This is a genomic window from Marinicella meishanensis (genome assembly GCF_019931145.1).
GTDB classification, from domain to species: domain Bacteria; phylum Pseudomonadota; class Gammaproteobacteria; order Xanthomonadales; family Marinicellaceae; genus Marinicella; species Marinicella meishanensis.
In genome coordinates this window covers 452,015-474,663 of record NZ_JAIOUV010000002.1, presented here as the reverse complement: position 1 = coordinate 474,663, position 22,649 = coordinate 452,015, and the positions used below count along the sequence as shown (strand labels likewise).

Here is a 22,649-nt window from a genome sequence, read left to right as displayed (position 1 = left end):
GTTTGCTTGCTTCGCACATCGATTGGGTATCGCATGCCAAAGAACTCAAAAAACTGTTTTCAACGCCGCCATCAATTGGTTTACATCCTGCATGGTGTTGTAATGCGCCAGACTGATGCGGACCACGCCTTGTTTGGGTCTCAACCCCAAATTGTTGATCAATTCGACGGCATAAAAATCGCCGAAGCGGATGCCGATGTGGTGGCGGTCGACTTGTTGCACAATCGCTGCGGATGACAGCGTGTCATGGACCAACGACAAGGTGGCCACCCGCCGCTTGGGATCGGCGGTGGGCAGGCCAATGATGCGAATGGCGGGCACCGTGTTGAGATAATCCAGCAAGCGTTGCAGCAACTGGGCTTCGTGTTCAGCAATCCATTGGTGGGCCTGGATCAAGTTGGCGCGGTTGATCTCGGCAGCCGCTGGTCCTGCACCCAAGTCACACAAGTATTGCACCACCCCACCCATGGCGCAGCACAGTTCGTAATTGACGTTGCCGGGCTGGAATTTATACGGCAGCGATTGGATGAAATCGTGGTTGTGGCCAGGCAAGGCTTGCAGCAGGTGTCGCTTGCCGTACAGCACCGCCTGGTGAGGCCCAAAGGTCTTGTAGGTGCTGAAATAATAATAGTCCACATCCCAGGCCGCCACATCAAGCAAGCGATGGGGGGCATGGGCCACGCCATCGACACAGACTTGGGCGCCGTGTTCATGCACCAGTTGGGTCCATTCGGCCACTGGGTGAATGCTGCCCAAAATGTTGGACACGTGGGTGAAACACACCAAACGGGTGCGCTCAGTGAGCAAGGGCAACAAATCTTCGCTGTGCAAAGTCATGTCATCTGGGCGGATCTGCCAGGTTTTGATGACGATGCCTTGTTGTTGCAGGGCCAACCAGGCCGAGCGGTTGGTTTCATGATCGACATCAGTGATGACCACCTCGTCGCCAGGCTGCCAGGTTTGGCTCAGGCATTGGCTCAATATCCGCACCAATGCGGTGCTGCTGGGTCCCAACACCACCTCATCGGCATGGGCGGCATTGAGGTAGGTTTGGATGGCGGCGGTGGCGCTTTGGACCTTGTCGGCGGCACGCACCGAAGTGGCGTAACTGGCCCCCAATTGCACATCACTGTGGATCAAAAAATCGCTGATGGCATCCAGCGCATGGCGCACCGTTTGCGAGCCACCGGCGTTGTCCATGAACACCATGTTGGGTGTTGTTTGAAACACCGGAAATTGTTGTCTGACCCATGCCATGTCCATGATTAAGCCCAGCAAAGAAAGGGCCCATTCTAACGGAGCCGTGCGGTGCCCGCAATTGGGTCGGGTCAAACTGGCTGCCAACCCGTAAGCAAGTCCTTCGCTGGTCTACGGAATGGCCGATTTGAATGAGCGTCCAATGGGCAATTGCACCCCGGTCTTCAAGGTCAGATATTGACTGTTGCGTTCGCGGACAAAAGTCATGTTGATCAGGTGTCGGCGGTGGATTTGAATGAAGCCGTGTGACTGCAATCGCTGGGCCATGGCTGACAGGGTACTGCGGGTGGTGTATGTCCGATCAGCGCTGTGCAGCTGCAGGTAATTGCCATCGCTGCTGCAATGGCTGATGTCGCGGATGCTCAGTTCGGAGGTTTGGTTGCGGTGGTCCTGACAGCTCAGGGTCATGGATTGTTTGGCGCCCAGCATTTTCAGGGCCATAACCACGGCCAAGATTTTTAAATTGGCTGGGAAGTAGCAAAACAACAAAGTGGAACCCAAGTTGGGCACATCGTTGAACACCCAAGCTTGGTATGTGGTGCTCACTGCCAAGCCCAAGAACATCCACAGCAACAAGTTCTGCACCAAGTGGGAAGTGACCCGTTGTCCGCTGTGCCATGGCGGTGTGTGGTGCAAAATCAATGGCATCAACAACAACCAAATGGCCCAGGCTTTGAGGCTGCCGATCAGGGTCTCCAACAGCAGCACGTCACGACTCAGATAGAGGCGGTCGTAAGCAAAATAATACAGCGTGGTGAACAGCACCAAACCCATCCACAACAGGGCTTGGTTCGAAGGGCGGTCAATATGGGCTCGGGTCATGGTGATGGCTCAGTGTGCATGCCGGTCATTATATCGCCTGCGTGGTGGTCCGACATCTGGCATCGGTCATGTCATTGGTCACGGATGCGGTGTCGTTGGTCACAAGGGGCGATCAACAGGGGTGAATCCCCGTATGCTGGTGGTTTTTTATGGAGTCATTACATGCACAAACCGTTCATTGTTTCATCCACCTTTGCACTGACCTTGTTGATCACCTTGTTGTTGGCCATGTCATTGGCCCAGCCGTTGTGGGCGCAGCCACCCAAGCCCAATCAGGCCGACGATGCAGCCCAACTGAAACACCTCAAACTGACCTTGTGGCCACAAGCCTACCGCAGCCAGGATGCCGAGTTGTTGGCGCAAATATTGCACCCCCAATTTCAAATGATTGACGCAGGCGGCCAAACCACCACCCGGCAACAAGAACTGCAATACGTTAAGGACAACCCCTGGACGGCGGTAAATTTTCAGTACCACATTGAACGTTTGGAGGTGTTCGCTGGCCACACCGCCGTGGTCAGTGGTCGCGGCGAAACCGACACCTACCAATACCATTCCAGCAATGTGCTGATCAAACAAGACGGCCGTTGGCAAGCCATCGCCTCGCATGTGTCGGGGTTTCAACGCAAAGCAGCAGCCACTGAAGCGCTGGACTGATTCATGACAGACTGACCTATGGGCCATGCCGATGATGACCAGACTGGGTATCATGTTGTCTGAACCCAATTAAGATAACGACATGAAGATCACAGCTGTATGGATCATGGGGATGGCCCTGGTGGCCTGTCACCAAGCACCCGTCATCAAACGCACCCATGTGGCACCGCATGAGGCACCCATTGGTTACACCCAGGTGGTGCAATATGGTGATCGCTTGTATCTGTCTGGGGTGGCGGTGCCGGGTCCCGACATGGCACAAGCGGTGGACCGGGCCTACAGCCACATCCAAAAAATTTTGCAAGACCATGGCTCTGACATGGGTCATGTGGTGAAAGAATTGCTGTTCACCACCGACATGGCCGCGATGAAAGCGCAAATCGAAACCCGACGCCAATTCTACCCAGAGGGGCAGTACCCCGCGTCCAGTTGGATCGAGGTCAAGGGCTTGTTTTTGCCGGAACTGATTTTGGAAGTGGAGGTTGAAGCGGTGATTCCAGCGCAGTGATATACTCACACCCTGTTTGACATTTCGAGGATTCAGCTGACCACGCCATGAAAACCAAAACTTTGATCATCCTGTTCATCACCCACGCAGTGGTGGGGGCTGTCGGCTTTGCCGCTGGCATTTATGTGCTGCCCATCCTGATTGCACCGGAGGCGCCAAGTGCCAGCCAAGTTGAATCCATGGCAGCCGGGGCACAATACACCGCTGAATTCCGCCAAGACCTGGCCGACAGTGATTTTTTGCACCAGGGTGAAGGGACGGTCACAGTCGGTGATACAGCGATTACCTTCATGGGACACATTTCACCTGGTCCGGATTACCAATTGTATTTGTCGCCGCAATTTGTCGAAACCGAAGCCGAGTTCAAACGCCTGAAAAACACCATGGTGCGGGTGGGTCCGGTGCGGACTTTTGATAATTTTGTGGTGCCGCTCGATGGCTCAGTGGACATTGATCAACACAACACGGTGATCATTTGGTGTGAGTCTTTTAACGAGTTCATCACCGCGGCGCAGTATCGATGAATAGACCCCTCAACCACCAGGCGGCTGGTGCCACCTGGTGGTGTTCACAGCTTATTTAAGCCGACACAGTTGCAAATCCCTGATGGCTGCTTGCAGCTCTTGGATGGCATTGGCGATGGCTGTTTGGTTGCCTTGTCCGTTGGTCACGTTCAACCGATACTCTGCCGCTTGAACCCGTGCCTGGGCACCGCCGCAATTGGCGGCATCTGCCAGTTGTGGGGTTGACAGACTGCAAGCCATGATCAATGTAAACCATATTTTTTCATTTGTATTCTCCTGTTTAAGTTTATATTCGGTTCTTGCTTGAAACGCTGGCCATGTTAGGTGCTTGGCCCGTGGCAAAGTGTTGAAAACAGGATGGATCATGCCAAAGACAGGCCATGTGCAATTGTGAGATCGATAAGATGTTGATTTCACACGATTTCTGCTACACTGATGGGGTGATAAATTCAAATCAAATCAGACCCCGAAGCGGCCTGACTGCCGTCCGATGGCTGTTGTGGCTGTTGCTTGGCTTGGGTTTGGCAACGGCCCAGGCGCAAACCAACCTCAATTTCCTGAACAACGAAGCCGAGCAAAATCCCTACCAGGCACCGGCCATCAACCGGCTGCCAACCAATTGGTGGCAAAATGCCCTGGCTGCAGCGCCAGCCGAGCAACCCCATGCCGAGCTACAACGGTGGAGCGATGAGTTGCTGGCTTTGGCGGCCGATGAGGCTGCTGGCCTGGGGACGGAAGCCAAACAAGCCATCCGCCAATTCGCCACCAACATCCGCGAGCTGGGTCAACAAAATGAAATCAACCAAACCCATGCCCCGCTGACTTTTGCAGTCAACACCTCTTATGGCCTGAATGCGGTGCTGGACCAGCAGCAAAGGCTGCGGTTGAAACGTCAGACCTTGGAGGAAGAACGGTCGGCCATCAGCCAGATCAACAACGACATCAGCCAACAACGTCAATTCATTGATCAGTTGATCATTGCCTATCAAGCCCTGGAACCGGATCAGCCCGAGCGCATGAATCTCGGTTACCAATGGCTCGAAGCCCGCTCCTGGATGGCCATTTATGAAGCCCAAATCAAACAATTTGAAGAGCAGCTCAAGCACACCCAAGAACAGATTGATGCCTTGAGCTCGCATGTGCTGGTGATGCAAGAGAAATTGCAGCCTGAGGTGGCCGACCTGGAAGGTTTGCGGCGCCAAATCGAGATCAACCAACAAGCCCTCAAACAAGCCCAACAAGACGCTTTGCAATCGGGCCTGGAAGTGGCCAAAACCCCGGACACCCTGAACAGCACACTGATTGACTACAACAAGTTGGTATTGACCGAGAGTTTGATGGCCGAAAAACGTTTGGAGTTGGCCATTGCCCGGGACCAATCACACATCCAATGGATGGCCAACAGCAGCACCGATTCGGTGTCTTTGGACCGCCCCATGGCTGAACAAATCGCTGCCAATGAGTTGTTGTTGGCAGAAACCGGCCGACGCCTTGGTCATGGCGCAACTTGGCCCAGGATGCCTTGCTGGATTCGGTGGCGGTGAAAAGTGCCGACACCGCCGACAACCAGGTCAAACGCACCGAGTTGGCCCAACAGGTGTTGCTGAAGCTGGACGCACTGGATTGGCAGGTGGAAAAAGTGGCCTTCATCAATGGTCTGATCAGTGATCAATTGGTTGCCACCGAAGGCGGTTTTGAGCGTTTTTGGCATGGTGTGAAAGGGGTTTTTCCAGTGTTTCCAGTGGCTTTGATGCGGTGGTCAACAAACCGCTGTTCCGCATCAACGAGACCCCGGTGACTTTGTTGCCCTTGTTGCGTTTGATCATCATTGTGTTGGTGGGTTACCTGGTGTCCAAATTGGTCAGGGTGATCATCAAACGCATGGAGTCGCGCCGTGACCAGGACAAATCGCCGGTGTTTTTCATGCTCGACAAATTGATTCACTATGTGATCATTTTTGTTGCCACCCTGGCGGGTTTCACCACTTTGGGTATCGATTTCACCAACCTGACTTTGATTGCCGGTGCTTTGTCGGTGGGCATTGGCTTTGGTTTACAAAACATCGTGGCCAATTTCGTGTCTGGTTTGACCATCATGTTTGAGCGCACCTTAAAAGTGGGTGATTACATAGAAATCGAAGACGGCATCACCGGCACGGTGCGAGAAATCAACGCCCGCAGCACCCGCATCAACACCAATGACAACATCGATGTGGTGATCCCCAATTCAGACTTGGTGACCAACCAAATCATCAACTGGACTTTGCGCGATTCCATCAAGCGGGTGAAAATCCCCTTCGGTGTGGCCTACGGCACCGACAAAGACCTGGTCAAACAAGCGGCCATTGAAGCGGCCGAAAAAGTGCCGTATACCCTGACCAACATGAAAGGCAAAGAACCCGAAGTGTGGATGACCGGTTTTGGTGACAATTCGCTGGATTTCATCTTGTTGGTGTGGGTTTCCAAATATGGCGTGCGGCGCCCCAATCGGATCAAAGCGGCGTTCTTGTGGGAATTGGACACCGCCTTCAGAGACCATGGCATTGAGATTCCATTCCCACAACGGGTGTTGCATCAGGCCAAAGAATCGCCGCCAACTCAGGACCTCATCCGTCTCGATGATTGAGTCCAAGGCTGTGCTAAAATCAATGAACCTGTGACTGTTTGACCGCTGATCGTGAACACCGAATCCACCTCCACTTTGTTGCTCAAAATCAAATCCGGTGATGAAGCTGCCCGGGAGCGATTGTTCAACACCTATCTACCCATCATCAGCCGTTGGGCCCATGGCCGCTTACCGGCTTATGCCCGGGACTTGTCAGAAACGGCCGACATGGTGCAAGCCTCATTACTCAAAGCGCTGGAACATGTGGACGATTTTGAGGCGGTCAGGGAGGGGGCCTTTTTGGCCTACCTCAGACAAATCCTGTTGAATCACATCCGCATGGAAATCAGGCGGGTCAGCCGGCGACAAAAACACGGGCACGCCGATCCCGAGGCCGAAGTGGTGGATATGGAGGCGTCAGTGATGCAGCAAGTAATCGGTGATGAAGCTTTACAAAGCTATGAAAAAGGCTTGATGGAGCTGAAACCACAAGCCCGAGAGGCGGTGATTTTGCGCTTGGAGTTTGGCTATTCATTTGCCGAAATTGCCAGTGCGGTGGACATGAATTCAGCCAATGCAGCGCGCATGATGGTGTCGCGTTCACTGGCGCAAGTGGCGAGGCACATGCCATGAGTGATCAAACTGAAGTGCTGCAACAGCTGGCAGACTCGCTGGCCGATGATCTCGTCATTGACTGGGCCTTGGCCGATTCCTTGGCTGAAGAAGACGAAAAAACCATCCGCAACTTGGGGGTGCTGGGTCAAATTGCGCAGTTACAAGGTCAGGCCACTCAATTCACCCAAACCGAGCCCAGCGCCGATCCCGATGCCTTTCGCTGGGGCCACCTCAAGGTACAAGACCGATTGGGTGATGGGGTTTATGGTGAGGTGTTCCGAGCCCATGATGAGGTGTTGGAACGGCAAGTGGCGTTGAAGCTGCTCAAAACCGAAGTCAAATCGGCGGTGGAGTCCATGCGCTTTATTGACGAGGCCAGGCGCATGGCGCGGGTGCGTCATCCCCATGTGTTGGCCATCCATGGCGCCGATGTGAATGACGGTCGGGCCGGATTTTGGGCCGACTTGATCGAAGGGCAAACCCTGGATCAGCCAACAGACGAGGCGCTCTCTGCCGCTGAATTGTTGGCCATAAGTGATGATTTATCGGCTGGCTTGGCGGCCATTCACCGCGCTGGGATCGTGCACGGTGACATCAAACCGGCCAACATCATCAAAGACGACCGGGGTGGCTACCTGATCATGGATTTTGGGGCCGGAGGTCGCATGGACGCAGCCGGCCAGACCGGACCGGCTTGGCAAGGCACGCCATTGTTGATGGCTCCTGAATTGATCTTACAACAACAATCTGGACCGGCTGCTGATGTGTATGCTTTGGGGGCCACTTTATTCAAAATGGCCACCGGTCAATACCCGGTGGTGGGCGAAACCCTGGCGGCCATCCAACAAGCCCACCAGCAACAACAGCGACAACAACTGCGTCCGTTGCGACCCGATCTGGAACCAGCCTGGGTGCAATTGATCGAAGCCATGCTGCAGCCAGAAGCGTCCCTGCGACCCACCGCGCAGCAAATTCAACGCAGTCTGCGGCACATTGAGCAGCTGCCTCAGCAGCGCAAAAACCGGCGCGCCGTGCTGGCCATCATCGGGGTGTTGGTGCTGGGTTTGTTGCTTTCAGGCTGGGGCTTTTACCGCGCCGAACAACAAAAACAAGCCGCCATCACCGCCAAAAATCAGGCCGAGGCGATCAGTGGCTTCTTGCAAGACATGTTGCACGCCAGTGCTGAATTGGGTTTGGGGCGGGATGTCACTGTGGCTGACATGCTGGACATCGCAGGCCCAGAGGTGGCCGAAAAATTTGCCGATCAACCGCCAGTGGCAGCGGCCTTGTTTGATGCCCTGGCCAATTCTTACAATGCACTGCGTGACACCGAGCAAAGCCTGGATCATGCCAACAGCGCCCTGGTGCACAAGCAAAGTTACTTGCCAGCGGATGACCCAGAAATATTCAGAACCCTATTGGAAATCATCCAAAGCCATCAGTTGGCCGGTCGACATGAAGCCAGCTTGGCTTTGATTGACAAGTTTTTGGCAGCGGCGGAGCCGGCCTTGGGTGATGCGCATCGTTATGTGCAGCTGGCCAGAAAACATCAGATCAATAACCTGTTTTCTCTGTCCAAGTACCAACAGGCGAATGACTTGATCAACACCCATTTTGCCACGGTACCCGATCCCAAAACCGCGGTGAATAACTTCGGCTATGAAATTTTGCAGCTCAAAGCCAATGCCTTGTATGTGTTGGGCCAGTTTGAGGCGGCCAAAGCCGCGGCAGAACGTGGTCTGCAATGGCTGGCAGAGTATCCCAAAAGTGGCCCGATGAATGAAGCCAGTGGTCGCACGGTGCTGGCCCTGGTGTTGATCGAAATGGGCGATGCCGATGCCGGTGTCAAGGAATTGCAACAGGTGTTGGCGATCACCGAACGGGTGTATGGCACCGACAACCAAGAATACCTGGAAACCTTGATTAACCTGTCAGCGGGTCAAAAAGCCCAAAAAAAACTGGATGATGCCTTGGCCACCAATCAACAAGCTTATCAATTGGCGCAGCAAATTTATGGTGAGGAAGTCAACCTGACACGCATTGCCATCACCGGTAATTTGGCCAACATGTTGGTGGAGCAAGGCGATGTGTCCAGAGGAGAACAATACATGCGAGAGGCATTACAAATGTCCACCAGCCAATACACCCGGGCGCATGTTGAAACATTGAAATTGGAATACAACTTGGCCGAGTTGTTGAACAACCAAGGCCAACATGCCACCGCCGCCCCGATGGCCGCTGCCACCCATGCGAAAAAAGCCGAGGTGTTGGGTGCGACGCATCCATACACTTGGCTGAGTATGGACAACTGGGCCATTGGCCTGGCTGGCCTGGGGCAATTTGAGGCGGCCTTGCCCAAACACCGCCAAGTGGTCAGGGGTTTGTCCGCTGCCATCGGTGAGGCCCATCCTTATACGTGGTTGGTGATGCGGCATGAAGTGGAGTCTTTGCTGGCGGCGGAACAAGTGACACAAGCCGCCAACCGCTTACAAGCCATGATCACCGTGCAACAGCAAAACTTGCCTGAGGGCCACCCTGATCTGGCGGCCAACCAGGCTTGGCTCAATCAGCTGCAGTCGCAGTAATCAATCGAAATCACTTTTAAAGATCAATTCATCCCAATCGGATTCCACCGCCCCGATGTCCACTTGGTTGTTGTGAATGCGGGTGATGATGCCGCGGTCAAAATCCTCCGAACCATGGTCCCAATTGTTGATGAAAGCCGACGCATTGGGAATGGGATCACCCATCGACAGGCCGGCATCAATCAGTGGTGAGCCGGGTTCCGGGGTGAAGTTCAACAAAAAGGGTGACAGCGCCGGTGGCACAGAGCGGTTACGGCCACTGGCCTCGATCAAGCCACCGCCATTTTCATAGTTGTTGTGGAACAAATGGGTCAAGCCGCCCGAAAAGGTGACATAAAAGTCATTCGAACTCTGATACCAAAACAAATTATTGGCCAGCAGCGCCTCCGGGGTATCGCCATTGTCCCAGTTGAGGTTCAACAGCAAGCCACTGACGTTGGTGGCAGCGGTGCTGGGGTCGTCGGAACTGTTGTTGATCAGGGTGTTGTTGATGAAATAAACCCCTGGCGCATTGGCGGACATGGCAATATTGGCCACCCCATCGCCGCTGTCGGTGTTGTTGAACATGAAGACGCTGTTGCGCACAGTCAGCTGACCGGTGCCGAGGTAATACAAGCCCGCGCCATTGACCCCGTCATTGCCCAAAAACAGCACCTGATCGATCAGTACTTCGCTGGCATTGGGGTTGCCTTGGTTCAAAATCCGCAAGCCGGCCGATTCATTCACGGCGGTGGTGCGGCCATTGCTGATGGTCAGGTTTTCCACCACCAAATTGGCCTCATCGCCACCGGTGATTTGTAAGTACAGCACCGCAGCGCTGTCATCGCCGTCCAAAGTGGTGTCATAAGGGGTGCCACTTTGGATCATGCAATCGAATTGATTGAACGGTTCCCAGCCGCCGGAAATGACCAAGTCGTGGGGCTCCAAATTGAGCCATCGGAAGGGCTCGTTGTTGACAATCAAATAATCCCCGTTGCGGATGCGGATGACGTCGTCTTGTCCGTTGTTGTTGGCTTCGCTCAGGGCATCAACCAACTCTGCCGAGTCATTGACACAAAAGCTGGCTGCCTGCATCAAGGGTGGCCACAGCAGTGCCACCAAAATCAATGAATTTCTCATGGGCCCTCCAATTGGGTAGTCTTGTTGCTGTCAATGCCAATGGGGCCAAAAACCACACAAAAAACCTGCAAAAGTTTTCTGGCAGTCACGGGCTTGTCCATGAAACCGCTTGAATTGGGCGTCGCTATTGGGTATAACCTTGGCATCATTTTTAATAGAGGAAGACCATGACAGAAACCACCAAACCGGGGGCGGTGGCCCGCTTTTTGAATGCCGTTGAGCGGGTGGGCAATAAACTGCCTGATCCGGCCATCATCTTTTTATTCGCCTTGTTGCTGATTTGGGTGCTGTCTTGGGCCCTGTCGGGGGTTGATTTCAGTGCCGTTGATCCACGAACTTCGGCACCCATCATCATCAACAACCTGTTGACCGGTGATGCCCTGGCCAATTTCCTCTCAACCATGGTCACCACCTTCACGGGATTTGCCCCCTTGGGTGTGGTGCTGGTGGCCATGATGGGGGTCGGGGTGGCCGAGCATTCCGGCTACATCAACACCGCCATCAAGCTGATGCTGCGCCGCACACCCAAAGCTTTGTTGACCCCGACCATCATCTTGGTGGCCATCGTCAGTCACACCGCCACCGACGCCGGTTATGTGTTGGTGATTCCTTTGGCCGGGGTGATTTACTACGCCATGGGCCGCCATCCTTTGGCCGGCATCGCGGCGGCATTCGCTGGGGTCAGTGGTGGTTTCAGTGCCAATTTTGTGCCCTCAGGCATCGACCCATTGTTGCAAAGTTTCACCCAAAGTGCGGCGCAAATCATCCAGCCTGACATGGCGGTGAATCCATTGAACAATTGGTTCTTCACCTCGGTGTCCAGTTTGTTCATCATCCTGGTGGGTTGGTACATCACCGACAAAATCATTGAGCCGCGGTTAAAAAGCACAAAACTCGATGGCGACACCGAAGACTTGCCCAAGTTGGATGAAATTTCAAGCACCGAAAGAAAATCTTTCTACATCGCTTCGATCGTCATGTTGATCGGCATTGCGCTGTTGATTTGGGCCGCTTGGTCTGAAGATTCGCCGCTGCGCTATGAGGGTAAATTGGCGGTGTTCCAGGCACCGTTGATGCAGTCCATTGTGCCGCTGATTTTCTTGTTATTCTGGATACCGGGTGCGGTGTATGGTTTTGTTTCCGGCACCTTCAAAACCACCAAAGACATGATTGACGCCATGACCAAGGCGATGGAAGGCATGTCCTATTATTTGGTGATGGTGTTTTTCTGTGCCTTGTTTGTGGCGGCATTTGGCCAATCCAATTTGGGTGCACTGATGGCCATTGAAGGGGCGGAACTGCTCAAAGCCCTGGCCTTACCGGCTGGTGTGACCATCGTTGGCATTGTCATGCTCACCGCCTTTGTGAATTTGTTTGTCGGTTCGGCCTCGGGCAAGTGGGCCTTGTTGGCGCCAATCTTTGTCCCGATGTTGATGCAATTGGGTATTTCCCCGGATTTGACCCAAGCGGCTTATCGGGTCGGTGATTCCAGTTCCAACATCATCACCCCGCTGATGCCTTACTTCCCCTTGGTGGTGGTCTACTGCCAGAAGTATGTGAAGGACACTGGGGTGGGCACTTTGATTGCCTTGATGATCCCATTCTCCATTGCCTTTTTGATCGGCTGGACTTTGTTCCTGTTGGCCTATTGGGGCCTGGGTTTCCCCTTGGGCTTGCAAGCCAGCTACGTGTATCCGGCTGGATAACACCCAACATCAGCTGGTTGTTCTTAAGTCCAAAAAAGCCCCTGAAAAAGGGGCTTTTTTGTGGGCTTCTGGCGCAGACCCTTTGGTCGGATCAATTGGCTGACCACATGCCATAATTGATCACAGGATTGCCATGACTGGACCGGATTTGTGCGGCATCATGGGGGCCATTGATTCAAACGCGGAGGGGTAAGACCTTGGGTATCAAAGCAGGCTTGCATGAATTTTGGTGGTTCGGTCTGAAACAGGCATATGCTTGTTTGTTCGGTGGGTTCTTGTTGGGGGTGATGATCCTCACCAGTTGGTGGTATCCCTTGGCGTCCCTGCACCGCTATGATTTCATTTTTTTGGCCGCCATCGCTTTTCAGTTGCTGTTGTTGATCAGCCGCCTGGAAACCCCACGGGAAGCCCTGGTGATTGTGGTGTTTCATGTGGTGGCAACGGTGATGGAGTTGTTCAAAACGTCGGATGCCATCGGTTCCTGGTCTTACCCGGAAGCCTATGTTTTTGGCTTGGGCAATGTGCCCTTATTCACCGGTTTCATGTACAGCGCGGTGGGCAGTTACATGGCCCGTGCCTGGCGCATTTTTGATTTCAGATTCAGCCATTATCCACCCATCTGGAAGACGGTGGTGTTGGTGGTGGCCATCTACTTGAATTTTTTCACCCACCATTATATCTGGGACTTTCGGTGGCTGTTGTTGGGCCTGACACTGTGGTTGTTCCGCCGCACCAGCATCCACTTCAAGGTGTTGCACACCCACCGCCACATGCCGCTGTTGTTGGGCTGGTTTTTGGTGGCGTTGTTCATTTGGCTGGCCGAGAACATCGGCACCTTCACCCAGGTTTGGGTCTACCCCCACCAATCCCAGGGTTGGGCTTTGGTGCCGTGGTCGAAGTTGATCGCTTGGTATTTGCTGATGTTGTTGAGTTTTGTGTTGGTTTCCTTGATCAAACGGCGGCTGGCTTGAATTTACCCAAATCGGTCACAATCCAGGCAGTCTTGTCGTGTTACATTGAAGTTTTCTCAATGATTGATGACCCACATGAAAAAATTCGCAGTGATCATGGCGTGGTGTTGGTTGGTACCTTCGGCTTGGGCCATTCATGTCGATGGCTTTGAACCATCGGATTTGCCGGAAATAACCGCCGGCAGCGGCCAGCCGGCTGACCGACACACCCCCAGACCTTTGGGCTCCACCACAGCCGCCCAAGGATATTACGAATATTTACCGCCTGGATACACCACCGCAGCGGCTGAATACCCTTTGTTGTTGTTCATTCATGGTTTGGGCGAAAACGGCAATGGCGACTCGGAGTTGTCGCGGGTGTTGGCCAATGGGCCGCCGCGCTTGATCAACAACAACAGCTGGGATGAAAGCCGGCCGTTTGTGGTGTTGTCACCACAGCGAGGTGGTGGCGGTTGTACCAGCAGCACACAAATTCGTGACTTCATTGATTTTGCCTTGTTGAATTACCACATCAACCCAGAACGGGTCTACCTGACCGGCTTGAGTTGCGGTGCGATTGGCAGTTGGAATTACTTGCGCAACCACACCAACACCCAAATTGCCGCCATGGTGCCCATCGCAGGCGACGGCCGTGGTGCCTGGAACAACACCGGCTGTGACTTGGGCTTGGTGCCGATCTGGGCCTTCCATGGTGATGCCGATGGCACCGTGGGGGTGGCTGGTACCACCGTGCCCATCAACAACATCCTGTCCTGCACGCAACCGCCTCCAGCCGATGTCAGCATGGTGATCTACCCGGGTGTGGGGCACAATTCATGGCGTCGCACCTATGATTTGTCGGCCGGTCATGACATATACGATTGGTTGTTGAACTTCCGCAATGCCGAAGCTTTGGCGGTGCCTTGATTGACTTACAGCAGGGTGCACTTTAGAATGATTCTTTGTTCTTGATTGTTGGGGTGGCACGATGAAAAGGGGTGTTTTTTGTCTGATGTGGGTGCTGGCATGGCCAAGTCATGCCGCAGTTTATGCGATCGAATCGGGCCAGTTCACCGAAGTGTATGGTGAATACACCACTTTAGACAATGTCAATGGAGTGGTGGTGACCAACATCGCCATCCCACAAAATGCAGGGCTGGTTGACGTTTCTGGAGACTTGGAGTCGTACAGTTTTTCCGATGGCGTGCAACAATTGGATGAAACCAACTCAGTGGTGTTGGCCATGAGTTTGGGGGTCAACAGCAACAACGATGTGGTGCTCAGCGCCATCACCGTGTGGAAAACCCCAGTCACCAACGTCAATGGTGGTTTGGTTGAGGGCATGGATGTATACAACGATGGGTTGTTTGCCCAATATTTTGGTTTCAAAGATGGTTCCTGTATCGATAATTCAGGTCCAAGCGGCACCTGCACATCCTCCTCCAGTACCCAATCCAATTCTGGCATTTATGTGTACTTTGACCAAATCTTTTTCAGTGGCTTTGATTTCTGATTGCTGACGACAGCAAATTAACCACACAGCCAAAATTGAGTCAAGTTATTGTGTGTAAAAATGGATAATTATTAATTCCATTTGTCACAAAACTGCAACCGATTGGGTCGACAATGAGGCATTTCAATTTCCGACATGCCCATGTATTCAATCAAGCGGTACCTCTTTGAAATACTGATCGTTTTGTCCAGCTTGGCCGGGGCGGTGATTTTCTATCAAAAATTCGGCGCTGAACACAGCCCGGTTGAATCTGAGACGGCCGTTGCGGCAGCCGTTGAGGCCCCGGCATCGGCGTCAATGCAGCCTGCCACTGGTGCTTTTTCACCACCCCCTGATTTGTTGTCAGCGCCCGCTGAGGTGATTTTGCGCATGGATGGATCCAACACCATTGGTGACAAGTTGGCGCCTGCCGTGGCGGCGGCCTATTTGAAGCAGTTGGGGGCCGATGTCACCATCAACAAGCCGTTGCCGACTGCCAACGAAGTGCAGGTGATCGGTTTTCTGCCAGCCACCAACCAGGTGGTGGCCATTGCCATCAAGGCCCACGGATCAAGCACAGGGTTTCGCTCAATGCTGCAGCAAGAGACCGACATTGCGATGTCATCTCGGCCGATCAAAGAGTCCGAAAACTTGCAATTATTGATCCCCCATGGGGACATGACCCGTCCCGAAAGTGAGCACGTCATTGCTTTGGATGGCTTGGCCATCATCGTCCATCCTGACAACCCCTTGCGCCACCTCACCGTGGCGCAACTGGCCCAAATATTTGCCGGTGAAATCACCCACTGGTCACAGTTGGGTGGTGCAGACCGCGCGATCAAGTTGTATGCCCGAGATGATCAATCAGGGACATATGACACCTTCAATTCCTTGGTACTGAAAAAATCGGGCAAACAGCTGGCCCCAGCCAAGCGGTTTGAGTCCAATGAACAGTTGGCCCGCTCGGTGGCAGCGGATGCCTGGGGCATTGGTTTCACTGGCTTGGCTTATGCCCGTACCGACATGATCCTGAAAATCTCAGCCGATGATGGCATCGCCGCCATTGAGCCGAAACAATTTTCCATCAGTTCGGAAGACTATGCCTTGAGTCGTCGCCTGTTTTTGTATGCCAACACCGAACGATCCAGCAACCCGCATGTGTCTGGTTTGATTGACTTTGCCTTATCGATCAATGGTCAGCATTTGGTGGAACAGGTCAGTTTCATCCCACAAAAAGTGACCGCTTCCTTGCCCGTGGTAAACGCAGATTTTCCGGTGCCTTACCAGCGGGTGGCCTTGCATGGCGAACGCCTGTCGGTGACTTTTCGAATGCGCTCAGATCGCGCCGAAATTGACAACAAGTCGGCCCAGGACATTGAGCACTTGGTCAACTATTTGCAGCAAACACCGCACCAAAAAGTCACCCTCATCGGCTTCTCGGCCGGTGAATCACAAGACGAGGATGCCGATAAGAATCGGGCTTTTATCCGCAGCAAGTTGTTGGCATTTGAACTCAAACAACGCGGCATCAAAAATGTTGAAATCATTGCCTTGGGTAATGCTTTGCCGATCGACAGCAATGACAGCGAATGGGGCCGTTATCGCAACAACCGCACCGAAATTTGGGTCACCAAAAGCCAAAGCAACTCTTAAAAAGGAATCCAGGTGGACCCCGTGGGCCGCACCTGGATCAATCCTTAGAGGTTCAAGTGGTTTGTTCGGGGTCGTCCTTATTGATGAACAGGACACCGGTGATCAAGGCATGAATCACCGCCGCCAAAAACATCAATCCCAGCAAAGAGCCCAAGCCACGCCAGGTCAAGCTGCTCAATGAGCTGTTCTTTTCCAATTGACTCAGCTTGCCAGACAAGGCCGGATTGGATTTGGCATAAGCCACGGGGATGGTTGCTTGGTCGACATATTTTTCGGCACTCTTTTCACTGGCGGTGAATGATTTTTCGAACGTTTGACCATTGGCTTCGTAAGAATAAGTGAATTCATACTCGGCCTTGACCCGCCCTTTGCGACCTTCTTCGATGTTGAAATCAGTCAACATCAAGTCGGCATCAACGATCGCTGCATCATTCATGATGGTGGTGGCTTCTCGGTAGTTGTTCACCATGGTGTAGGCAAAAAAGCCCACGGTGCCCAAAAACCCGATCAAGCACAGGTATTTGCTGATCACTGAGATGAATTGATGGGTGCGGTCTTGCACTTTGATTTTTAACATGTTGCGCCTCCTATGTTGGCTTAATGGGTGGTTGAAGAAAGCAGGGTGCTGTGCACCGACAATATTTTGATTTGACCATTGATCAGGCCGAACACCGTGGTGCCCTCTGAAACGTCAGTCACTCGGGTGCCCATCATGTCCATAGTCACTGTGCTTTTGGAAACCAGGGTGACTTGGTTGTTTTGTCGGTCCACAGTCACCGACAACACCTCGTCGTCGACTTGGATGTCGTCGGTCATTCGCATCGACATTTGGGCCAGCATTTTGAATTCGGACAATTTGACCTGCACCGGCTTATTGTCTACACCGGGTTCAAAATCGAGGTAGATGAGGGTGCTTTCATGCAGGTATTTTTCATAAACCGAAAAATCTTTTTCGCGCATGCCGGTAACAAAAGAGTCATTGATGGCGATGACTTGTTGTTTGGTGATTTGGGTGGCCTGACTGGCATTGACGTGAGAAATCATCAAGCCAAAAACCAAGCCAATCACTGGGTATTGTTTTTTCATGGGTGTTCCTATGGGTTGTCATAAATCAGATCAATCAAACAGACCCCCTGGGCTGTTCTTAGGCGGGAATTATAGGGTGGCGGTGGTGGCTTGTCGTGCCGGGGTTGTCCAGTGGGATCAGGACCGCACTTGACAAGATGTCAAGAGGCCAACTGCAGCAACTCTTGGTGTAACAAAGTCTCGGCTTCGCTGACACTGTGTTGGGCGGCAAACAGGGGTACGGCAAAGCGGTAATGATCATCGTGTTTGATGAGGATGTGGGCCAGTCGCAAGCGGTGTAAAGCCGCCTTCAGGGATTCTGGACCCACGGTGCATTGGGCTGATTCAAGGTGCTGCAACACCCGGGCCAAATCAATCTGGCCATGGATGAAGGTCAGGTAAACCACGCAACGGTCGATGGCACAGGCTTGCGGATCACGAGACAAATTGGACCAACCTTGTAAGGCGTCATACACCGGTTGACTGTGCAGTGCTTGTTGGATCAGCTGGTGATCAATGACCTGGGGGTGGTTGCTCAGTTGGTCGACCAGGCATTCGCCCACCAAATTGATCAAATTGGCTCGGTTGCCGGTCTGCATGGACACCTCATCCAGCAGGCCCTGATGGGCGAAGCGCTGCTTCAATAAATGCAGCGGCTGGCGCAGCAGGGCCCGGGCAGAATTCGGATCCAAAGGCCCCACGGTCACCAGCTGGGCAAAGTTTTTGATGGGAGATTGGTAATCCAACACCGCACTGGCATACAAGTCCCAAAACCCGGCCAAGACAAACTGGCCCAGGCCTTGTTCGGCACAGGTGCGGATTTCGGCCAACAAGGCGTCACCCTGTTCGGCTTGCGTCGCGATGAAGCGATCGGCTTCATCCAACAGCACCACCAGTTGCTGCTGAGGGTGGAGCTGCTTGAACTGGGTCAACAAATCGGTCAATCCCTGATGCTCATTGATGCCCAGGTGGTGGACCAGGCGAGGCACCAAACGGTCATCCGATAAGGAAATGTAGCAGCATCGGTGGTGGTCAGATTGGGCCAACTGCCGGGCATAGGCTTTGAGGATGCTGGTTTTCCCCAGTTGCCGTCCACCGGCCAACAAAAAGCAGGACCGGGGGTTGTTTTGCAGCTGCGAAAGGATGGTTTTGCGGCCATAGAAATGACTGTTTTTGAGCACCCCGCCGCGGCCTTGAAAAGGGGACAATCGGTTGATGGGCAGGTTTTCGACCAACACATCCAACAGGCAGGTTGCGGCGAGTTTGGGGACCAGCAGTTGGGTCATTTGCTGACCAGAGGGAATCACTTTCAGCGCTTTGATGCGCGACCTGTTCACTTGTAAATGGTTGTTGTATGCGGCATCTTCGGCCCAGATCATCACCGGCAGCTGGGTTTCTTTCAACTGTTGCAGTTGGCGATTGATGCGGGTGATGGCAGTGCCTTTTGGTGGCACATACCAATACAGGGCGTCGACGTTCAGTGGGGTGTCCGGGTCCAGCTTCAAGAGCCAGGTTGAAGGGCTGGCTTTGGCTTGCAGGCGGGCGCCCCAAGCACGACACAAGTACAGCACTTTGGGCCGGTCTGTCAGGCCCTTGAAGCGCACCAGGGTTTGCCAAGTCTTGGCATGCATGTCGTTGGCCTGAAGCACCTGTTGTTTCAATCCCGATAATTGGGTCAGGAGGCCAAGATGGCGCAAGTCTTTGAGGTGTTGGCCGGCCAAGGAAAACTCCCGTCCTCGCAACCGGCGGATAGATGGGTGATAAAACACCCAAGCAATGAGGATGCCAACCACCGCAATGAATGCCACCGCCTGAAAGGTGGACTCATTCGGTGGGTTGTTTTGGGTGATGTAGGCATTATATTGACCGCCACACTCAATCGGCTTGAAGTCTTCGGGCAGTGTGGTTTCAAGTGGATCACAATGCCAGCCCAAGTGCCTTTTGAACACCACTTGGTGGCCCCGCAAAGCTTCGGTCAATACCTGATCGCTGATGGTGGCTGTGATTTGGTTTTCAACCGACAGATCAAGGGACAAATGGCCTGAAGTTTTGAACATGTCTGACATGTCTGCAAATGATGTGGGCCAGCGGTTATTCGAGTTTTGCCATTGGTTGATCAGTTTGGCAAAGCCCTTGACTTCAAACATGATGGCCTCAATTTCCATGTCGCTTTGGTTGTAATACAAGCGGCCACTGGACGCAAAAAAGTGCATGATGTAGGGCAGCGTCAGCACACTGAGTACCACGAACAACACGATGCGTTTGATGGACGTGTCCGGATTCAAAGGCCGTGCTCAGCCAACAGTTTGAGGCCCAATTGGCGGATCGTTTCGGATTGCCAAACCAATTGTAAATCGGCGTCTTTTCTGATCAGGTTCAGCCAGAACAGCTGGCGCAACACCGGGTCCTGGATGTGTGGGCGGTAAGGCCCCAGTTGGGTCTGGTTCAGGTGTTCTTGCAAGCGGCTCAAATGGGCCTGTTGCATCACTTGATTGAAATCACAGTACAGCAAGTCGCTGTGGATCACCCTGGCTTCCATGGCGACCTCATCGTTGTTTGCTTGCAACAAGGTGGAAGCCAGGGCCGGGTGGTTGCCCACCAACTGGTGGATGCGTTGCAGCCGGGATGCTGACTGGCTGGTAGATGATGGGTCCTCAGTCTGCGACTGCAGCCAGGCGTCCAACTTGAACTCCAACAAATGGGCGGTGGCGATGTTCAATAATGACAACTCACCTTGGGCATACTTCAATGCGGACAACTGCGCCCCACCACACAAAATCACTTGCATCCGATCTGGGTGCATTTCCGTCAAGTTGCGCAGGATGCCAGCCAACAGGTCGCGGCAGCTGTCGTTGCTTTGTTCAAAGCGGGTGATGACCAGGGTGACCGCTTGGGCTTGTAACAAATCATTCATGGCAAACTCGAAACTGAGTTCGTCCTGCACCCCAGGCAGGTTCATTTGTTTGCCCAAGAAGGTGAAAAAGTCGGTGACCGATATGCGTTTGGAGTAGGGCAATTGCACCGCCAACAGGTGGCGGTCCGGGTGTCGTTGCCGGGTGGCGTTGATCACCAATTGTTGTTGGGGTGGCTGGTCCATATGGGCTTGCGACAACAGCATCAAGATGGCATACGGCCTGGCTTGTTCCAACAGTTGAAACAGGTGTTCATGTTCCACCGGAGCCACCTGGCCATGCCAGGCGAATTCATGGTCAAAGCCCACGGCTGCCAACAACTGATTGCATTCGGCTTCACTCAAGCGCAGATAATGCGAACAGGCCACCACCTTATCGCGGTGCTTCTTGCTGGGTTTGGAATGACCCCGGCGCCAGTTGTTGACCGCTTCGCGACTCATGCCAATTTCCGTGGCCACGGCCGAAGCGCTGGCGCGAATGCGCCGCATGTGTTGATCCAGCAGCTCGGGAAAATCAGCGGGCATCATCGGCGGGCACTGTATCCAGGTTGAGGAAGTCCAGAATCGCCGCCGCCACGGCCTTGGCTTGACCCATGTGCAGGTGGTGATCGCCTGGCAACTGGTCAAAGCGCTCGGGGTTCAGGGCTTTGAGCCGTGCTTCGAACATGGGGTATTGCAAGGCATATGAACGGGGTTCGGCGATGAGCAACTGGGTGGGCACCGTTGTGGCCCCCAGGAATTCTTGAATTTGGGCCTCACTCATGCGGAAAAAGCTGCGCAACCGCAAGCGCTTGTCGGTGCGCCAATGCAGCCCTTGTTGGCCAGATTGCAAGCCCCGTTCCACCAGCGGTCGAATGATTTCGGTGGCCATCGGGGTGGCTTCCTGGCGGGCTTGGATGGCTTGTTCGACATCGGTATAATGGCGTTTGTGTTCCAAGCTGTGGCGGCGCCATAATTTGAGGGCTTCACGCAGTGATTCAGCGGCTTTGCCGGGTTGGTGTGGGGGCACTGGCCCCAAGTTCTCCAGCAACACCATTTGTTTGATGTGTTCCGGGAAGGCTGCGGCATACATCACCGCGATTGCTGCGCCCATGGAGTGGCACAGCAAGGTGATGGGGCGGGGCAATTGGTCCAGCACCGCCTGCACATCCATCACATAATCAATGAAGCCATAATTGTGTCCCGGGGCCCGGTGATCGGAATGGCCGTGTCCAGGAAAATCAATCGCGGTGAGCTCCAGATCATGGGCTGCCAACAACGGGGCCAGGTGCCAAAAGCTGGCGGCATTGTCCAGCCAGCCATGCAAGGCCAACACCGGATGGCGGTTGCCGTGTCCCCATTGCAGGCCACGGATGGTGCCGTAGCGGCTTTCGAATGCAACGGCTTTGGGGGTGAGGATTTGGCTCATCGGATCATCACCATTCAATCAAGGTCAACACAATCAATGAGGCCAACACCAAGCGATACACCATGAACCACACGAAATCGATGCGTTCGATGTATTTCATGAACCAGTGGATGCAGGCCCAGGCCAAGGCAAAACTCAAGCCAGTCACCGTCACCACGCCGAGTAAATCATAGGCCTGGGGGGCTTGCCAGATCTTCAGCGCGCCATAGGCACTGACCATCAATATCGCCGGAATGGCCAACAAAAAGGAAAAACGGGCTGCTTGGGTTTTGCTCAATCCCAGCCACATGCCAGCGGTCATGGTGACACCCGAGCGGGAGGCACCCGGTATCAAAGACAGGCATTGGGCCAGGCCGATCACGGCGGCTTTTTTGAGGTCCAGGCTGTGTTGCTGGGCGCGGTGCTGGCTGAGCCACAACAACACCCCAAACACGGCTGATCCAGCGGCAATGATCCACACCTGGCGCATGTTGTCCTCGATCCAAGAGGCCAACAGCAGTCCGGTCAAAGCCAGCGGGATGGTGGCCAGCACCAACTGCTGGAACAGCGGCCAATCACGCCCGGACAACAGGTTCTGCAGCTCCCGGCGGTAATGCCACATTACTGCCAGCAAGGTGCCAAAATGAGCGGCGATGTCCATCACCAGCCCTTGGTCTTGCCAGTTGGCAAAGTGGGACGCCAGAATCAGGTGCGCGGAGGATGAAATGGGTAAAAATTCGGTGAGCCCCTGAACCAGGGACAGCACCACCCATTGCAACACATCCAGCAGCATG

Annotated in this window: 23 protein-coding genes; 13 read left to right on the top strand and 10 right to left on the bottom strand. The window is 53.8% G+C overall.

Annotated elements, in window-relative coordinates; all coding sequences use genetic code 11:
• Window positions 1–45: 45 nt before the first annotated feature.
• Both K7G70_RS04605 and K7G70_RS04600 read right to left on the bottom strand, forming a co-directional pair.
• Window positions 46–1,257 (bottom strand): cysteine desulfurase-like protein, encoded by a 1,212-nt coding sequence (locus tag K7G70_RS04605; protein WP_223787424.1) that lies wholly within the window; start codon window positions 1,255–1,257, stop codon window positions 46–48.
• 111 nt (window positions 1,258–1,368) lie between these two features.
• Window positions 1,369–2,079, bottom strand: a complete 711-nt coding sequence (locus K7G70_RS04600) for a LytR/AlgR family response regulator transcription factor (protein ID WP_223787423.1) — start codon at window positions 2,077–2,079, stop codon at window positions 1,369–1,371.
• 162 nt (window positions 2,080–2,241) lie between these two features.
• Here K7G70_RS04600 and K7G70_RS04595 point away from each other — a divergent pair, with 162 nt between their 5' ends.
• The 3 genes from K7G70_RS04595 (at window position 2,242) to K7G70_RS04585 (ending at window position 3,768) form a co-directional block, all read left to right on the top strand.
• Window positions 2,242–2,736: a nuclear transport factor 2 family protein gene (locus K7G70_RS04595; protein WP_223787422.1), complete on the top strand. Its 495-nt coding sequence runs from the start codon at window positions 2,242–2,244 to the stop codon at window positions 2,734–2,736.
• 82 nt (window positions 2,737–2,818) lie between these two features.
• Complete coding sequence (locus tag K7G70_RS04590; RefSeq protein WP_223787421.1) at window positions 2,819–3,244, top strand: RidA family protein; 426 nt, start codon at window positions 2,819–2,821, stop codon at window positions 3,242–3,244.
• A 47-nt stretch (window positions 3,245–3,291) separates the two neighbouring features.
• Window positions 3,292–3,768, top strand: coding sequence for a DM13 domain-containing protein (locus tag K7G70_RS04585; RefSeq protein ID WP_223787420.1), 477 nt, complete (start codon window positions 3,292–3,294; stop codon window positions 3,766–3,768).
• A 51-nt stretch (window positions 3,769–3,819) separates the two neighbouring features.
• Here the strand turns inward: K7G70_RS04585 and K7G70_RS04580 are convergent, their stop codons facing one another.
• Window positions 3,820–4,008, bottom strand: coding sequence for a lytic polysaccharide monooxygenase (locus K7G70_RS04580; RefSeq protein ID WP_223787419.1), 189 nt, complete (start codon window positions 4,006–4,008; stop codon window positions 3,820–3,822).
• Between the two features lie 200 nt (window positions 4,009–4,208).
• On the opposite strand from K7G70_RS04580, the gene K7G70_RS04575 reads away from it, so the two are divergent.
• From K7G70_RS04575 to K7G70_RS04555, 5 genes are read left to right on the top strand one after another with little or no spacing between them, the layout of a single operon-like run.
• Window positions 4,209–5,312, top strand: coding sequence for a hypothetical protein (locus K7G70_RS04575; protein WP_223787418.1), 1,104 nt, complete (start codon window positions 4,209–4,211; stop codon window positions 5,310–5,312).
• Window positions 5,276–5,566, top strand: coding sequence for a hypothetical protein (locus K7G70_RS04570; protein ID WP_223787417.1), 291 nt, complete (start codon window positions 5,276–5,278; stop codon window positions 5,564–5,566). The genes K7G70_RS04575 and K7G70_RS04570 overlap by 37 nt, the downstream gene beginning before the upstream one ends.
• Window positions 5,473–6,393: a mechanosensitive ion channel family protein gene (locus K7G70_RS04565; RefSeq protein WP_223787416.1), complete on the top strand. Its 921-nt coding sequence runs from the start codon at window positions 5,473–5,475 to the stop codon at window positions 6,391–6,393. The genes K7G70_RS04570 and K7G70_RS04565 overlap by 94 nt, the downstream gene beginning before the upstream one ends.
• Before the next feature lie 51 nt (window positions 6,394–6,444).
• On the top strand, window positions 6,445–7,005 hold the full coding sequence (locus K7G70_RS04560) for an RNA polymerase sigma factor (RefSeq protein WP_223787415.1): 561 nt from the start codon (window positions 6,445–6,447) through the stop codon (window positions 7,003–7,005).
• Window positions 7,002–9,572 (top strand): serine/threonine-protein kinase, encoded by a 2,571-nt coding sequence (locus K7G70_RS04555; RefSeq protein WP_223787414.1) that lies wholly within the window; start codon window positions 7,002–7,004, stop codon window positions 9,570–9,572. Before K7G70_RS04560 ends, K7G70_RS04555 begins: the two co-directional genes overlap by 4 nt.
• Here K7G70_RS04555 and K7G70_RS04550 read toward each other — a convergent pair whose 3' ends face one another.
• Window positions 9,573–10,691 (bottom strand): hypothetical protein, encoded by a 1,119-nt coding sequence (locus K7G70_RS04550; RefSeq protein WP_223787413.1) that lies wholly within the window; start codon window positions 10,689–10,691, stop codon window positions 9,573–9,575.
• 167 nt (window positions 10,692–10,858) lie between these two features.
• On the opposite strand from K7G70_RS04550, the gene K7G70_RS04545 reads away from it, so the two are divergent.
• The 5 genes from K7G70_RS04545 (at window position 10,859) to K7G70_RS04525 (ending at window position 16,492) form a co-directional block, all read left to right on the top strand.
• Window positions 10,859–12,397, top strand: coding sequence for an AbgT family transporter (locus K7G70_RS04545; RefSeq protein WP_223787412.1), 1,539 nt, complete (start codon window positions 10,859–10,861; stop codon window positions 12,395–12,397).
• 197 nt (window positions 12,398–12,594) lie between these two features.
• Complete coding sequence (locus K7G70_RS04540; RefSeq protein ID WP_223787411.1) at window positions 12,595–13,368, top strand: DUF817 domain-containing protein; 774 nt, start codon at window positions 12,595–12,597, stop codon at window positions 13,366–13,368.
• A gap of 75 nt (window positions 13,369–13,443) precedes the next feature.
• A complete protein-coding gene (locus tag K7G70_RS04535) occupies window positions 13,444–14,274 on the top strand; it encodes a carboxylesterase family protein (protein ID WP_223787410.1) in 831 nt (276 codons plus the stop codon).
• A 61-nt stretch (window positions 14,275–14,335) separates the two neighbouring features.
• Complete coding sequence (locus tag K7G70_RS04530; protein WP_223787409.1) at window positions 14,336–14,860, top strand: hypothetical protein; 525 nt, start codon at window positions 14,336–14,338, stop codon at window positions 14,858–14,860.
• A 141-nt stretch (window positions 14,861–15,001) separates the two neighbouring features.
• Window positions 15,002–16,492 carry a substrate-binding domain-containing protein gene (locus tag K7G70_RS04525; protein WP_223787408.1) on the top strand — a complete coding sequence of 497 codons (1,491 nt, stop codon included), beginning with the start codon at window positions 15,002–15,004 and terminating at the stop codon, window positions 16,490–16,492.
• A 52-nt stretch (window positions 16,493–16,544) separates the two neighbouring features.
• Here K7G70_RS04525 and K7G70_RS04520 read toward each other — a convergent pair whose 3' ends face one another.
• The 6 genes from K7G70_RS04520 to K7G70_RS04495 form a co-directional block, all read right to left on the bottom strand.
• The gene (locus tag K7G70_RS04520) at window positions 16,545–17,069 is read right to left on the bottom strand and encodes a DUF3592 domain-containing protein (RefSeq protein WP_223787407.1); all 525 of its coding nucleotides are present in this window, start codon (window positions 17,067–17,069) and stop codon (window positions 16,545–16,547) included.
• Window positions 17,070–17,089: 20 nt separating this feature from the next.
• Window positions 17,090–17,578, bottom strand: coding sequence for a nuclear transport factor 2 family protein (locus K7G70_RS04515; protein ID WP_223787406.1), 489 nt, complete (start codon window positions 17,576–17,578; stop codon window positions 17,090–17,092).
• 140 nt (window positions 17,579–17,718) lie between these two features.
• Complete coding sequence (locus K7G70_RS04510; RefSeq protein WP_223787405.1) at window positions 17,719–19,842, bottom strand: AAA family ATPase; 2,124 nt, start codon at window positions 19,840–19,842, stop codon at window positions 17,719–17,721.
• Window positions 19,839–20,996 carry a hypothetical protein gene (locus tag K7G70_RS04505; protein WP_223787404.1) on the bottom strand — a complete coding sequence of 386 codons (1,158 nt, stop codon included), beginning with the start codon at window positions 20,994–20,996 and terminating at the stop codon, window positions 19,839–19,841. Before K7G70_RS04505 ends, K7G70_RS04510 begins: the two co-directional genes overlap by 4 nt.
• Complete coding sequence (locus K7G70_RS04500; RefSeq protein ID WP_223787403.1) at window positions 20,983–21,876, bottom strand: alpha/beta hydrolase; 894 nt, start codon at window positions 21,874–21,876, stop codon at window positions 20,983–20,985. The genes K7G70_RS04505 and K7G70_RS04500 overlap by 14 nt, the downstream gene beginning before the upstream one ends.
• Before the next feature lie 7 nt (window positions 21,877–21,883).
• Window positions 21,884–22,648 (bottom strand): undecaprenyl-diphosphate phosphatase, encoded by a 765-nt coding sequence (locus tag K7G70_RS04495; protein WP_223787402.1) that lies wholly within the window; start codon window positions 22,646–22,648, stop codon window positions 21,884–21,886.
• Window position 22,649 lies beyond the last annotated feature (1 nt).

Coding starts and splice junctions, on each gene's coding strand:
- K7G70_RS04535 (WP_223787410.1), top strand. CDS start 13,444: ATGAAAAAATTCGCAGTGATCATGGCGTGGTGTTGGTTGGTACCTTCG.
- K7G70_RS04580 (WP_223787419.1), bottom strand. CDS start 4,008: ATGGCTTGCAGTCTGTCAACCCCACAACTGGCAGATGCCGCCAATTGC.
- K7G70_RS04585 (WP_223787420.1), top strand. CDS start 3,292: ATGAAAACCAAAACTTTGATCATCCTGTTCATCACCCACGCAGTGGTG.
- K7G70_RS04530 (WP_223787409.1), top strand. CDS start 14,336: ATGAAAAGGGGTGTTTTTTGTCTGATGTGGGTGCTGGCATGGCCAAGT.
- K7G70_RS04515 (WP_223787406.1), bottom strand. CDS start 17,578: ATGAAAAAACAATACCCAGTGATTGGCTTGGTTTTTGGCTTGATGATT.
- K7G70_RS04605 (WP_223787424.1), bottom strand. CDS start 1,257: ATGGCATGGGTCAGACAACAATTTCCGGTGTTTCAAACAACACCCAAC.
- K7G70_RS04555 (WP_223787414.1), top strand. CDS start 7,002: ATGAGTGATCAAACTGAAGTGCTGCAACAGCTGGCAGACTCGCTGGCC.
- K7G70_RS04520 (WP_223787407.1), bottom strand. CDS start 17,069: ATGTTAAAAATCAAAGTGCAAGACCGCACCCATCAATTCATCTCAGTG.
- K7G70_RS04505 (WP_223787404.1), bottom strand. CDS start 20,996: ATGATGCCCGCTGATTTTCCCGAGCTGCTGGATCAACACATGCGGCGC.
- K7G70_RS04600 (WP_223787423.1), bottom strand. CDS start 2,079: ATGACCCGAGCCCATATTGACCGCCCTTCGAACCAAGCCCTGTTGTGG.
- K7G70_RS04525 (WP_223787408.1), top strand. CDS start 15,002: ATGTATTCAATCAAGCGGTACCTCTTTGAAATACTGATCGTTTTGTCC.
- K7G70_RS04590 (WP_223787421.1), top strand. CDS start 2,819: ATGAAGATCACAGCTGTATGGATCATGGGGATGGCCCTGGTGGCCTGT.
- K7G70_RS04545 (WP_223787412.1), top strand. CDS start 10,859: ATGACAGAAACCACCAAACCGGGGGCGGTGGCCCGCTTTTTGAATGCC.
- K7G70_RS04500 (WP_223787403.1), bottom strand. CDS start 21,876: ATGAGCCAAATCCTCACCCCCAAAGCCGTTGCATTCGAAAGCCGCTAC.
- K7G70_RS04495 (WP_223787402.1), bottom strand. CDS start 22,648: ATGCTGCTGGATGTGTTGCAATGGGTGGTGCTGTCCCTGGTTCAGGGG.
- K7G70_RS04550 (WP_223787413.1), bottom strand. CDS start 10,691: ATGAGAAATTCATTGATTTTGGTGGCACTGCTGTGGCCACCCTTGATG.
- K7G70_RS04595 (WP_223787422.1), top strand. CDS start 2,242: ATGCACAAACCGTTCATTGTTTCATCCACCTTTGCACTGACCTTGTTG.